The organism is Gordonia sp. VNK21 (assembly GCF_046098115.1).
Taxonomy (GTDB): domain Bacteria; phylum Actinomycetota; class Actinomycetes; order Mycobacteriales; family Mycobacteriaceae; genus Gordonia.
In genome coordinates this window covers 1-12941 of sequence record NZ_JBJURU010000002.1, presented here as the reverse complement: position 1 = coordinate 12941, position 12941 = coordinate 1, and the positions used below count along the sequence as shown (strand labels likewise).

At 68.5% G+C, this 12941-nt stretch carries 10 protein-coding genes; 4 read left to right on the top strand and 6 right to left on the bottom strand.

The window, feature by feature from the left end:
- Positions 1-12: 12 nt before the first annotated feature.
- Positions 13-1287: an exonuclease domain-containing protein gene (locus ACJMNC_RS03055; protein WP_408946480.1), complete on the bottom strand. Its 1275-nt coding sequence runs from the start codon at positions 1285-1287 to the stop codon at positions 13-15.
- Between the two features lie 543 nt (positions 1288-1830).
- A complete protein-coding gene (locus ACJMNC_RS03050; protein WP_408946479.1) occupies positions 1831-5187 on the bottom strand; it encodes an SNF2-related protein in 3357 nt (1118 codons plus the stop codon).
- A gap of 125 nt (positions 5188-5312) precedes the next feature.
- Between ACJMNC_RS03050 and ACJMNC_RS03045 the strand changes: the two genes are divergently transcribed.
- On the top strand, positions 5313-6878 hold the full coding sequence (locus ACJMNC_RS03045) for a hypothetical protein (RefSeq protein WP_408946478.1): 1566 nt from the start codon (positions 5313-5315) through the stop codon (positions 6876-6878).
- A gap of 145 nt (positions 6879-7023) precedes the next feature.
- Here ACJMNC_RS03045 and ACJMNC_RS03040 read toward each other — a convergent pair whose 3' ends face one another.
- A complete protein-coding gene (locus tag ACJMNC_RS03040; RefSeq protein ID WP_408946756.1) occupies positions 7024-8073 on the bottom strand; it encodes an MBL fold metallo-hydrolase in 1050 nt (349 codons plus the stop codon).
- A 139-nt stretch (positions 8074-8212) separates the two neighbouring features.
- Here ACJMNC_RS03040 and ACJMNC_RS03035 point away from each other — a divergent pair, with 139 nt between their 5' ends.
- The 3 genes from ACJMNC_RS03035 (at position 8213) to ACJMNC_RS03025 (ending at position 11528) form a co-directional block, all read left to right on the top strand.
- Positions 8213-10714, top strand: coding sequence for an excinuclease ABC subunit UvrA (locus tag ACJMNC_RS03035; RefSeq protein WP_408946477.1), 2502 nt, complete (start codon positions 8213-8215; stop codon positions 10712-10714).
- 71 nt (positions 10715-10785) lie between these two features.
- Entirely contained in the window at positions 10786-11106 is a 321-nt protein-coding gene (locus ACJMNC_RS03030; protein WP_408946476.1) for a putative quinol monooxygenase, read from the top strand.
- Positions 11103-11528 carry a PPOX class F420-dependent oxidoreductase gene (locus ACJMNC_RS03025; protein ID WP_408946475.1) on the top strand — a complete coding sequence of 142 codons (426 nt, stop codon included), beginning with the start codon at positions 11103-11105 and terminating at the stop codon, positions 11526-11528. Before ACJMNC_RS03030 ends, ACJMNC_RS03025 begins: the two co-directional genes overlap by 4 nt.
- Before the next feature lie 52 nt (positions 11529-11580).
- Here the strand turns inward: ACJMNC_RS03025 and ACJMNC_RS03020 are convergent, their stop codons facing one another.
- From ACJMNC_RS03020 to ACJMNC_RS03010, 3 genes are all read right to left on the bottom strand, one after another.
- A complete protein-coding gene (locus tag ACJMNC_RS03020; protein ID WP_408946474.1) occupies positions 11581-11835 on the bottom strand; it encodes a Txe/YoeB family addiction module toxin in 255 nt (84 codons plus the stop codon).
- A complete protein-coding gene (locus ACJMNC_RS03015) occupies positions 11836-12087 on the bottom strand; it encodes a type II toxin-antitoxin system Phd/YefM family antitoxin (protein WP_408946473.1) in 252 nt (83 codons plus the stop codon).
- Positions 12088-12188: 101 nt separating this feature from the next.
- A complete protein-coding gene (locus tag ACJMNC_RS03010) occupies positions 12189-12686 on the bottom strand; it encodes an HNH endonuclease (protein ID WP_408946472.1) in 498 nt (165 codons plus the stop codon).
- Between the last annotated feature and the right edge of the window lie 255 nt (positions 12687-12941).

The window sequence follows — 12941 nt, the reverse complement described above, 5'->3', positions numbered from 1 at the left end:
TGTGGGTCCTTGTCAGCGGCGGATCAGGGCGAGGCCGTCGGCTTCGCCGAGGACGGTGATGCCGTACTGGCGGGCCTTCTTTGCCTTGGTCGACCGGGTGTAGGTGTCGGCGGCGATGAGCAGTGCGGTCTTCTTGGTCAGCGACTTGCCGACGACGTAGCCGCGGGCGGTGATCTCGGCTTCGACCTCGCTGCGGGCGACGGTCATATCGCCGGTGAGGACAATGATCGAACCGGGAGAGAGGACGATCTGTGGTGCCGGCTCCGGTTGGCACTGGGCCGGTGCGTGGTCGTACTGGCCGCGTAGGGCGGTGCGGACCGAGTCGCCGTCGATGCCGAGGAGCTCGGCGACCCGGATGATGTCGGCGGCCTCATCCGGCGTGAGAATTCCGTCGGCCCAGGCTTGCGTGACGACAGCGTCGAAGTGCCCGCGGTGCAGCGATCCGAGCGTTGCGTGGTCCAATCCGAGGACATGGGCCGTCTCGATCAGGGCGTCGACCTCGTCGACGTCGAGAATCCGGTCGGCGAGAGCATCGCGGAGCAGAGCGGTATAGCGGGCGGTGCTGACCGGCGTTTGTGCCGCGGAGGAGACGGCCCGCAGGACGGCGTGAATCGTCGGTGCCTGCGGCTGCTGCGAGGCAGATTGGCCGCGCAGTTTGACCGGCGTGAACCCGCCGGACGGACGTGACGGCCAGCGGACCTGTTCAGCCAGATCCAGGTGCTGGGCCCAGAAGTCGGAGCCGGAGGACCCGACGATGAACTGGGCGAGAACGTGGGCGGTGACCAGGGCGTCGCCGTAGGCGCTGTGCTCGGTGCGGGCGTCGTCGGTGGCGTGCGCGAAGACGTCGTCGACCGTGAAGCCGAGGTGGGCGGCGACGTCGCGCAGTTTGTAACACGGCGGCGGGTCGGCGTGCAGGAGCCGGCGGGCGAGCGCCATGGTGTCGAGGGCGATCACCTCGGGGCAGGCATGTCCGTGGCGCTGCAGCTCGGCGGCGAGGAAGCGTAGATCGAAGGCGATGTTGTGACCGACGAGGACGCGGCCGTCGAGGGCGTCGAGCAGGGCGGGCGCGACCTGGTCGAAGGTCGGCGCGTCGAAGACGTCACGTGCAGTGACTCCGTGCAGCCTTGTCGGACCGACGTCACGCCGCGGGTTGACCAGGGTTTCCAGGGCTTTGGAGATGGCGAGGTCGTCGTCGAGGTGAACCACGCCGACCTCGACGATGCGGTCCGAGCGGGCGGCATTGAGGCCGGTGGTCTCGAAATCGAGTACGGCGAATCCGCGGCTCATGGATCCTCCTGGTTTCCTGTGGTCGCGTTGTCCCGAGGCATGCCTGGCGCGATCCGATCGTGAGAGCCCGTGGAGGGCTCGGGGGATAGTTCGGACCGTATCCGAGGCTTCGGACATTTCCGGGGTGATGAGTGTCGGATGTTCGGATGAAAAGTGCTCTGCCGCAAGGGATCGAGATGCCGCTGTGAGACATGGGCGTGTGGCTGGATCTGTGCGTCCCGATCACCGAATGGTCACCATCGGGCGGTATCCGAGGAAGCTGGAGAGGTCATGCTTGCGCTCCCGGATGACATCCTGAGTCAGGTACACGAGGCGACCACGCAGGCGAAGGACGAAGCAGTTGCCTACTGCCTGGCGTTAGTTCGGGAGCTGTCCGAGGGCAGCGTTTCGATACCCCTATGAAGGTTGAGCGCGCGCCGTTCTGGCCGGCGAACAGTAGCTCCCTCGCGGTTATGGCACCAGAGGTATGAGGCCGACTGCGCCGTGACCTCCCGGGATCCCGCCGTCCAGACTCCGCGTCAGACCGACCCAGCCGGCGGTCATCTACTCGAGGAGGGCACGCACGTCGTCGGCGGTGATGGCACCGGAGAACTGGGCGCCGTCGTCGATGAGGGCGGCGAAGAGTTCGCGTTTGCGGTTCTGCAGGCCGATCACCTTCTCCTCGATGGTCCCGGCTGAGACCATGCGGTACACGGTCACCGGGCGCTGCTGGCCGATGCGGTGGGCGCGGTCGACGGCCTGGCTTTCAGCGGCCGGATTCCACCATGGGTCGGCCATGAAGCAGTAGTCGGCGGTGGTCAGGTTCAGGCCGAAGCCACCGGCTTTGAGGCTGATCAGGAATACCCCGGTCTGGCCGGCGGTGAATTCCTCGATCTGCGTGGTGCGCTTGGCCGCGGACATCGAGCCGTCGAGGTAGCTGTACGGAATGTCCGCCCCATCCAGCGTGCCGGCGAGTCTGGTGAGGAAACCGGTGAACGAGGAGAAGATCAGCACGCTGTGGCCCTCGTCGATCAGCACCGGCAGCTGTTCGGCCAGGTAGGCGATCTTCGCGGATTTGACCTCGTCGTGCGCCTCGTCCACCAGGCCGGGGTGCAGACTCAGCTGGCGCAGCCGGGTCAGTGCGCGCAGCACCTGGATGCGGTTGTTGTCGAAGTCGTCGAGCAGCCCGAGAAGCTGCTGTCGTTCGTGGGCGAGGAAGGTGTCGTAGATCTTGCGGTGCGTGGGTTCGAGAACCAGGTCCACCACCTGCTCCTGTTTGGCCGGTAGCTCGGTGAGCACCTGGTCTTTGGTGCGCCGCAACATGATCGGTTTGAGCCGACGACGCAGTACGTGGAGACGTTCCGGGGCGTGGCCGCGTTCGATGGGTCCTGCGAAATGCTCCTTGAACCGTTTCGGTGAGCTGAACAGGCCCGGCGCGGTGATCGAGACCAGCGACCACAGCTCCATGATCCGGTTCTCCATCGGCGTACCGGTGATGGCGAGCTTGAACGAAGCGGGCAGCCGCCGCGCGGCCTGATGCACCTGCGAATTGTGGTTCTTGAGGAACTGCCCCTCGTCGAAGATCGCTCCGGCCCAGGCGATTCCGGCGTAGGAGTCGTAGTCGATCCGCAGCAGGGCATAAGAGGTGACGACGATCTGCGCATCGCCGATCACCGTGCCGAGAGACTTCCTGGAGCGTTTGGCGGTGGAGCCGACGGCCACCACATCCAGACCGGGGACGAATCGTGCGGCCTCAGTAGCCCAGTTCCCGACGACGCTGGTCGGCGCCACCACCAGGAACCGCGCCTGCGGATCCTGCTCCACGGCCCGGGCGATGAGGGCGAGGGTCTGCACGGTCTTGCCCAGCCCCATGTCGTCGGCGAGGATTCCGCCGAGCCCGTTGTCCCACAGGAAGCTCAGCCAGTCCAGGCCGTCCTGCTGATACGGCCGGAGCGTGGCCTGGAGCCCGCCCGGCGGCCCGACGGGCTGCGGCGGCCGGGCCTGCGACAGCCGGGTCAGGCGATCCTGCCAGTCGCGCAGCTGATCGTCGACGACGCCCAGCGAGAGCAGTTCCTCCCACAGCGTGACGTTGACGGTGCCTCCGGCCACGCGGTCGCCGACCAGTTCGCCCAACTCGCGGGCCTCGGCGAGCAGCTCGGTCAGTTCGTCGAGCTCGGGAACATCGAGCGGGAAGTAGGTGCCGTCGGGCAGCACCATGTACTCCTGGCCGAGAGTCAGGGCGGCGACGAGATCGGCGAGCGGAATCAGGTGGCCGTCGACGTCGATGCTGACGGTGAGGTCGAACCAGTCGGTGCTGTCGTCGACGCTGCCGGCGAAACGGACGACCGGCGCGGATTCGGCGAGGGTGAACTCGGCGTCGCCGAGGATCCGGACCTCCACGGCGCCACGGGCTCTCACCTCCGGGATCACCAGGTCGATGAGCATGGCGGTGTCGATGGCCGGGAGAGTGAGCGCGATCGCCAGCAGACTGACCGGGCCGGCCTCAACGGTCTCGTTGGGATCCTCGCTCAGGCTGATCCGGTTCAGCGCGCTGATCAGTGCGCCCGTGTCGTCCGAGGGTTCGGGACGGTCGATCCGGTCGCGGAGCAGATCGCGCACGGTCCGCTGCCAGATCGGGAAGACGTCGACCGTCACCACCGTCAGGTCCTCGCGCGCGGCGTCCCAGAGCTCCGCCTCGGCTGCGGCACTGCGGAAGCGGGCCATACCGATCGGATCGGCGACATCGAAGCTCCGGGGCTCACCGTCGACGGTGTACTCGACGAGCCAGCGCAGCGTGCTGGTGAAATCGTCGTCGACGGCGATCTGCAGAACCAGAACGGGTCCGGTGATGACCTGAGGGACGATCGCACCGTCGTCCACAGCCACCCGGCGGGCGGCGGTCAGGGCCGGCAGCGACTGGGAGAAGTCGTCGATCTGGTCGAGCGGGACCACAAGGGTGGTGTTTCCGGCGAGCAGGCGTTCTTCGGTGGGGGAGAGCGGTGCGACGGGGCCGAGGAGCAGTGTGTCGCCGTCCTCACCGGCCTGGACGGTGGTGATACCGGTCGTGCGTGGCCGGCCGGTGCGCCAGAGCCGCTGCGGCGCGATCACCTCGCCGCCGAGCAGAACCTGGACGCCGACGTGCACGCCGGACTCCCCGCGCATGACATGCAGCCCGGTGGAGAAGCCGTCGGTCAGGTCCACCGTGGACGGCTGCCCGCGTCCGGTGGCGGTGACCAGGTCGATGCCGGCCTCGGTCGCCTCGCGCAGCAGCTCCCAGAAGTCGCTCGACGCGGTGGCGAGAGAAAGCGTGTCGACCGTGTACGGGCTGAACCCGGTGGCGTTGCGCAGAGCTGATGCGATGCGGCGCAGCAGCTCCAGGTGGGCGGGATCGTGCACGTCGTCGGGACGGGAGTACAGGAGATGCTGCCAGGTGAGGCGGGAGGTCACCCAGCGCCCGGTCTTGCCGGTGGTGGCCGGCCGCACGGAGACGACGTCACCGCTGTGGCTCGACTCGACGGTGAACATCAGGGCGACCGGACGCGGCGGCGTGACATCCGGCGGAAGCGGCTGTGCCGGCGTGCTCAGCTCGCTGATCAGGGTGCGCCAGTCGTTCATACTGCGCTGGGAGCGCCGCGCCGGAGCCTGGTCGGCGGCGGTGAGCAGCACGGCGACGCAGTGCTTGCAGAAGGCGCCCACCGGGCAACTGCACTGCGCGTACGGTTCTCTGGGATCGAGAATCAGGGTGCAGCTGTAGACCTGTCCGCGGTCGTTGCGGCAGTTGCCGACGAGCTCGGTGCCGTCCGACGAGACGACGGTGGCGAAGCCGCGCCGGAAGTATCCCGCGCCGCGGTTCCGCGCTCCCGAATCGAACTCGTCGAGGACCCTGGTGAGCAGTCGGCGCGAGATCGGTCCGTCGGTCATGGCCCCCAGGGTAGAGGCGTGCGACGACACTGCCAGATCACGATCCACAGGGCCGCCGGACCGGGGCACGGTCCACTCCCGGATTGTGGCCCTGCGACGGGTGAGACGTCGTTATGGTCACAGTCATGATGCTCCGATTCCGGTCCGGCGGGGCCGTCCGAACTGCCACGCGCGCGACGGCCACCGTGGTGGGCGCTCTGCTCACCCTCGGCACGCTGGGCGCCGGCCCCGCCACTGCGGCGCCGTCGCCCACGGTCACCGTGATCGTCGACGCCGCCGCTCCCGGCACGCTCATCCCGGACGACTTCGTGGGACTGTCGTTCGAGGCCGACCAGCTGCACCGCACCTGGACCGACCCCGACCGCGGCAACGTCGCCGCGCTGCTGCGCACTCTGGGAACCGGCAACCTGCGCTTCAGTGCGAACCAGGTCGATAACACCGCCTGGATGCCGGACGCGACCAAGCCGGTACCGTCGTGGACGACGAACGGTCAGCACGTGGTGCCCGAGGATCTCTCCCGGCTGGGACGGCTGGCGCGGGCGACCGGGTGGAGTGTGGACCTCGGCGTCAATCTGGGGCACTTCGATCCGGCGGCCGCCGCCGATCAGGCTGCTGCCGCGCACCGGCGGATCGGCGAGTCACTGCGATCGATCCAGATCGGCAACGAACCCAACGCCTACCTGCTGAATCTGCCCCAGGGCAACCGGCGCAACTACCTTCCGGACAGCTATGTGCGCGATGTGCGGGTCTACCGCGCCGCGATCGCCGCGGCAGCGCCCGGAGTGCGGATCGAGGGACCGGACCTGGCGGCCGGTTCGGTCGGGGTGCCCGCCGTCGATCCCGTCATGTGGTCCCAGGTCGTCGCGCCGTGGCTCGACGCCTACGTCGACGCCTTCGGTGACCGGAGCCGCTACCTCAACCAGCACTACTACCCGTGGGTCAATGTGACCCGGCTGGGGATGCCGGCCGGTGCCGCCGACGCGGCCGGAGCACTGCCGACCGTCGATCGACTGCTGGAACCGGCGACGCGCGCCAAACAGGAACGGTTCCTGCGGCAGTTCGCCGCCGTCGCCCACCGCGCCGGCCTGAAACCACTGCTGTCGGAGACGAACTCAGCGGCGAAGGAGGGCCGCGAAGGCGTCACCAACTCGTTCGGTGCGGCCCTGTGGACGGTCGACTACCTGATGACGGCGGCGCGCGCCGGGGTAGCGGGAGTCAACCTGCACAACCAGGTCGACGACTGCCAGAGCTATCCCGTCTTCTGTTTCCCCACCGCGGCGGCGCGACGGTCGGATACGGCCGTGGTGAACCCGAACTACTATGCGGCGCTGATGGTCTCCCACGTGGCGGGAGGACGGATGCTGCGTACGACCGTCAACGGGCAGGCACAGGTCACTGCGTACGGGGTACGCATGCCCGACGGGCGGATCACCGTGATCGTCAACAACCTGGATCCGCGCTGGCGCGGAGATGTGACCGTGAAGTTCCGGGGCGCGGGCGTCACGTCGGCCACGGTTCAGAAGCTGACCGGACCGTCGATCCACGCCGTCCGTGGGACCCGTCTGGCGGGCTCGGCGGTGAACGCGCAGGGCGGTTTCACCGCGCGGCCTGCCGGCCTGGACGTACGGCGCGGAGCGTCGGTGCAGGTGGGCTTCGCGCGACAGGCGTCTGCGCTGCTGACTGTGAACTAGGTGCTCGGGGAGGGGTCTCGATACACCAGTCCCCTTCGACCGCGCGTCGTCGCGGGCTCCGCCGCGCATGCTCAGGACGGCGGCATCGTCGCCGAGCACTCGACCACCAAGAACGGCGCTCGACCGGCGAAGGGGGAGCGCTCGATTACCGGCTAGCGGCGGGGGACCAGAGGGCGGGGGTGCCGGAGGTCTCGGTGACGAGGCCGCGCTCGCGGAGGACGATGAGGTGGGCGTGGGTCTCCCGCAGGGCCATCATCGACAGGAGCGGGGACAGTTCGGAGAAGGGCCGCGACCAGTGCACGCGCTGGGAGATCTCCCAGGCCGTCGACTGCGGATGCGCATCGATGGCCTCGGCGATCTCGGACAGCCGCTCCTCGTGGTGGCCGAGCAGATCGGTCACCCGGCCGGCGAGGCCGCGGAAGCGGTACTCGTGTGCGGGCAGCGCCTCCAGGTCTCCGATGCGCTCGGTATTGGCCAGCGACACAAGGTATTCGGTGAGCGGACTGTGGCGTCCGAACGGACCCGTCGACACGTTGGGGCTGATCCGCGGCAGCAGATGGTCACCGGTCACGATCACGCCGGCATCGTCGTCGACGAAGCACAGATGGCCCTGCGTGTGACCCGGTGTCCACACCGCCCGCAGATTCCATCCCGGAATGTCGAGCGCCGCGTCGTGCTCGAGTTCGACGTCGGCCCGCCGTCCCTTGGGCAGCCGCACGAAGGTCGGCAGACCGGTGATATCGGGAACGTTGATCGGCATACCGAGCCGCTCCAACTCCAGAGTGTCCTCGGCGTCCATCGCCGCGGTCTCCTCGTCGGTGAAGTACCGCAGGTGCTTCGCATCGTTGCGGTGGATGATCAACTGCGGATCGGCCTTCTCCAGCAGCCGCGGCACCAGCCCGAAATGATCCGGGTGCAGATGCGTGATCGCCACATGGGTCACATCACCCACGTCGTGGCCGGCCACCTGCAAACCGGACACCAACGCGTCCCATGCGTCGTCGGCCAGCCAGCCGGTATCGATCAGCGCCACCCCGTCGGGTGTGACGAACGCGTACGCCAGCAGGTAGCGGAGCGGATTGTCCGGGATCGGCACCGGGATCGACCACAGGCCCGGCCGCACCTCCTCGACCGGCGGCAGCACCTTGCTCGCCCACGCCTCGCGCTGCGCGTGGCCGGTCACCTCGATCGACATCCCCTTGACCTCCTGCTCGCCAGAGAAGTGCGATCTGCACTTGTCGTCCGCATCCCATCGGATCACAGAGCGAATGCTCGGTGACCTCCGGGGTGGCCTGGCGCATGTCCTGTGCCACCCTGGACGGCAGGAGGTGTCCATGACCAGCCGCCGAGACCGCACCCCGCCGACCTGCGTCGAGATCCGCGGCGCGCGCGTGCACAACCTGCGCGACGTGGACGTCGACATCCCGCTCGGAGCACTCGTCGGCATCGCCGGGGTCTCCGGATCCGGCAAGTCGTCCCTCGCGATGGGCGTGGTCTACGCCGAGGGCTCACGCCGCTATCTCGAAGCGCTCTCCACCTACACCCGCCGCCGCATCGGGCAGGCCCCGCGCGCCGACGTCGATCACGTCGCGCACGTCCCGGCCGCCCTCGCGCTGCACCAGCGCCCCGGCGTCCCCGGCCCGCGCTCGACCTTCGGCACCTCTACCGAACTGCTCAACGTGCTGCGGCTGATGTTCTCGCGTCTGGCCTCCCACGTCTGCCCCAACGGCCACCGGCAGACGCCCACCCTGGCCGTCGCCGCCGAAGAGCCCATCGTCTGCCCCGAGTGCGGCGTCAGCTTCTTCGGCCCCGGCGCCGAAGCCCTCGCCTTCAACTCGGCCGGCGCCTGCCCGGCCTGCGAAGGCCTCGGCACCGTCCGCGCCGTGGACGACGCCACCCTCATCCGCGACCCCGAGAAGTCCATCGACGACGGCACCGTCATCCCCTGGCAGATGTTCGGCTTCAACGTCCAGCCGCAGATCGCCCGCGAATTCGGGGTCCGCACCGACATCCCGTGGCGTGAACTCACCGACGCCGAGAAACAGATCGTCCTGGGCGGCCCCGAAGAGAAGAAGCACATCACGGTCACCTCCGTGAAAGGCGTGCACGACCTCGACTTCACCTTCCGCAACGCCCGCCTGACCGTCACCGAGGAACTCAAACGCGCGAACACCGAGAAGCGTCTCGCCCGGGTCAGCCGGTTCCTGAGCGAACACACCTGTCCCGACTGCCGCGGCACCCGGCTCTCACAGGCCGCCCGCGCCCCGCGGATCGGCCCGGACAACCTCGCCGACGTCACCGCGCTGCCGCTGCACGACGTGATCGACTGGGCGGCCACGGTGCCCGCGACCCTGCCCGACGAACTGAAGCCGATGGGCGACGCGCTGATCGCCACCCTGCTCGGCATGAGCCGGCGCCTCGTCGACCTGGGCCTGAGCTACCTGAGCCTGGACCGGGCCGGAGCCACCCTCTCCACCGGTGAACGCCAGCGCGTGCAACTGGCCCGCGCCGTCCGCAACGAGACCACCGGCGTGCTCTACGTCCTCGACGAGCCGTCCATCGGACTGCACCCGGCCAACCTGATCGGCCTGCAGGGAGTCCTCGACGACCTGGTGGCCGGCGGCAACTCGGTGCTCATGGTCGACCACGACCCGCAGGTGCTGCGCGGCGCCGACCACCTCGTCGAGATCGGGCCCGGCGCCGGCAGCGACGGCGGCCGGGTCATCGCGCAGGGAACCGTCGCCGAGGTGAGCGAGAACCCGCAGTCCCGGATCGGCCCCTTCCTCTCCGGAGCCGACGACGTGATCGTCCGCGAAACCCCCGACCCGGCACAGGTCTTCGGCGACGGCACCCTGCGGCTGCAGACCGGCGCCGTGCACACTGTGCACCCGCTGGACGTGACCGTTCCGCGCGGACGCCTCACCGCCGTCACCGGAGTCTCCGGCTCCGGCAAGACCACGCTGGTCCTCGAATCCCTCGTCCCCGCCCTGCGCGGCGAGCACCCGGCCCACGTGCTCTCCCTCGACCCCGCCGGCATCGACAAGGTGGACGTGGTGGACGCCACCCCGATCGGGATCAACGTGCGCTCGACCGTCGGCACCTACTCGGGAGCGCTCGACGAGCTCCGCCGCGCCTACGCGCGACTCCCGTCCGCGCAGGACGCCGGACTGACCGCATCCGACTTCTCCTACAACACCGGATCGCTGCGCTGCCCGCGCTGCGACGGCACCGGCCAGATCTCCCTGGACGTGCAGTTCCTGCCCGACGTCGACATCGACTGCCCCGACTGCCACGGCCGCCGCTACGGCCCGGCCGCCTGGCAGCACGTCCGCGACTCCGACTACGGCCCCGTCGCCCTCCCGGACCTGTTGGCGCTCACCGTCGATCAGGCCCGCGAACGCGTCCCGGACCTGCCGGCCGTGCACCGCAAACTCAGCGGTCTGATCGACGTGGGCCTGGGCTACCTCACCCTCGGCGAAGCCACCCCGGCACTCTCCGGCGGGGAGGCGCAGCGCCTCAAACTGGTCGCCGAACTGCGCCGGCGGCAGGATTCGGCGCTGTTCGTGTTCGACGAACCCACCGTCGGCCTGCACCCGCTGGACGTGCGGGTCCTGCTCACCGTCCTCCAGGGCCTGCTCGACCGCGGCGGCACCGTGGTGATGATCGAACACGACCTGGATCTGATCGCCAACGCCGACCACGTCATCGACCTCGGGCCGTCCGGCGGTGCCGACGGCGGCCGCGTCGTCGCCACCGGAACTCCCGGCCAGATCGCCGCCGACCCGGCCAGCGTCACCGGGCGCTACCTGGCGCAGCACCTGGCCCCCGCTGGCTGAACCGGCGCCCCGGGTCGCGAGGCCGGCGCGAGCACATGACAGCAGACATGGATCGGTGCCACAGTGGAGGCATGATCCTCATCGTCGCCAAGTTCAAGGTCCGGCCCGAGCACGCCGACAACTGGCCGCAACTGTCCAAGGAGTTCACCGAGGCCACCCGCGCCGAACCCGGCAACCTGTGGTTCGACTGGTCGCGCAGCCTCGACGACCCGAACGAATACGTCCTCGTCGAAGCCTTCAAGGACGACGCCGCCGAAGCACACGTGACCAGCGACCACTTCCGCAAGGCGCAGCAGGATCTGCCGCCGCTGCTGCAGGAGACGCCGCGGGTGCGCAACATGCAGATCGACCGGGACGAATGGGACGAGCTGGGGGAGATGGCCGTCAAGTGAGCGACTACGACCCGCGCGATTTGATCGCCTCCGCCAAGATCGGGGTGCTGGCCACCCTCAAAGCCAGTGGCCTGCCGCAGCTCTCACCCGTCACCGCCGTCTACGACCGCGACGCCGACGTCATCTACATCTCGATGACCGCCGACCGCGCCAAGACCAAGAATCTGCGCCGCGATCCGCGCGCGGCCATCGAATACACCGGCGACGACAAGTACACCTGGGCCACCGCCGAAGGCGAGGTGGTGCTGCACGGACCCAGCGACGACCCGGACAGTCCGGCCGTGGACGCGCTGGTCGAGTACTACCGGCTCGGCGCCGGCGAACACCCCGACTGGACCGAGTACCGGCAGGTGATGGTCGACGACCAGCGGGTCCTGGCCGCGCTGCACGTGCGGCACGTGTACGGGAAGAAGCTGCGCTGAGGAGTCGCGTTGAGGCCGAGTGCTTTACGTGCTCGGAGGGCGGCAGGCTGGTTCAGTAGTGGTAGCGGGCCTGGAGGATGATCAGGTCGTCGCCGTCGACCAGATAGACCAGACGGTGCTCATCTGTGATCCTCCGTGACCACGCGCCCGTCGCCCCATACTTGAGCTGTTCGGGTTTGCCGATGCCCTCGAACGGATCGCGCAGGCACGCGTCGATGAGCGTGTTGATGCGTTTGAGGGTCCGCCGGTCGGCGGTCTGCCAGTGTTTGTAGTCGTCCCATGCCGATTGATCCCAGACCAGCCGCATTCACTCGTCCCGATCGAGCTCGTGCGTCTCGGTCCGGCCTGCCCGTGCGCGCTCGTACGCGTCGAGGAGTCGGCGCGCGTTCGCGGGGGAACGGAACAGGTATGCCGTCTCCTGCCATGCCGCGTACTCGTCGGCGGCCATCAGAACGGCGTTGCCCTTGCGGGACACGATCTCAACGGCTTCGCGGTCGTCATTGACACGCTCGATGAGTGGAAACAGGGTCTTGCGGGCTTCGCTGGCGCTGATTGACACGGCACACCTCCGGACTAATCGTACAGGGTTACGGTACCACTGTGTCCTACGTTCGGAACGCGGCTGGCAGAAAGGTAGGTGCCACCCGGACGTGTAGCGCGTCAGGCCGGCTGGGCGTGCAGGGCGAACATCTCCCAGACTTCCTTCTGGTCCTGGGCCCACGGGTCGTAGACGAACGGGGCGTGGCGCAACGCCATCCCGGCCTGACGCGGGGTGCGATCGGCCTTGAAGCTGTTGCACTCCCGGCAGGCCGCCACCTGATTGCCGTACGTCGACGGCCCGCCCACCGAGCGGGGAACGATGTGGTCGACGGTGTCGGCCGGACCGTCGCAGTACGCGCAGATCCACTGGTCGCGTCGCAGAATCGCCTCCGACGAGGCGTACGAGTCCATCGACTTGCCCGCATACGGGCGGTAGGCGTCGTGCCGGATGGCGACCACCTTGTGCACCGGCTGGGTGATGGTCGGCGAATGCACCACCTTCACCAGCGGGGTGCCCTCCACATTGCGGGCCACGCCGGTGGTCAGCAGGACGGTGGCGCGGCGCCAGGTGACGCGTGCCAGGATCTGCATTCCCGCATTGGTGACGAAGACTGTCATTGGGCCCTCCACCGGCAACAGTAACCACGACACCACCGTGAGAAAAGGACCGAAACGTGAACTCGGGCCGATCACCGGCCGTCGCGCAGCCGGCGACGCCGTGTCCGGGGTGTGAGACACGTTTGTAGGTTGCGGGGGTTTGGCCAGGTCGGCTTCTAGTCTGGTTGTGTCTTTAACAACCAGGCAGGTGGTGGAACAATGTCGTGTGTGTCGTTGGAAGATCTCGAAGCCGAGCGTGAGCGGTTGCTGCGCGAG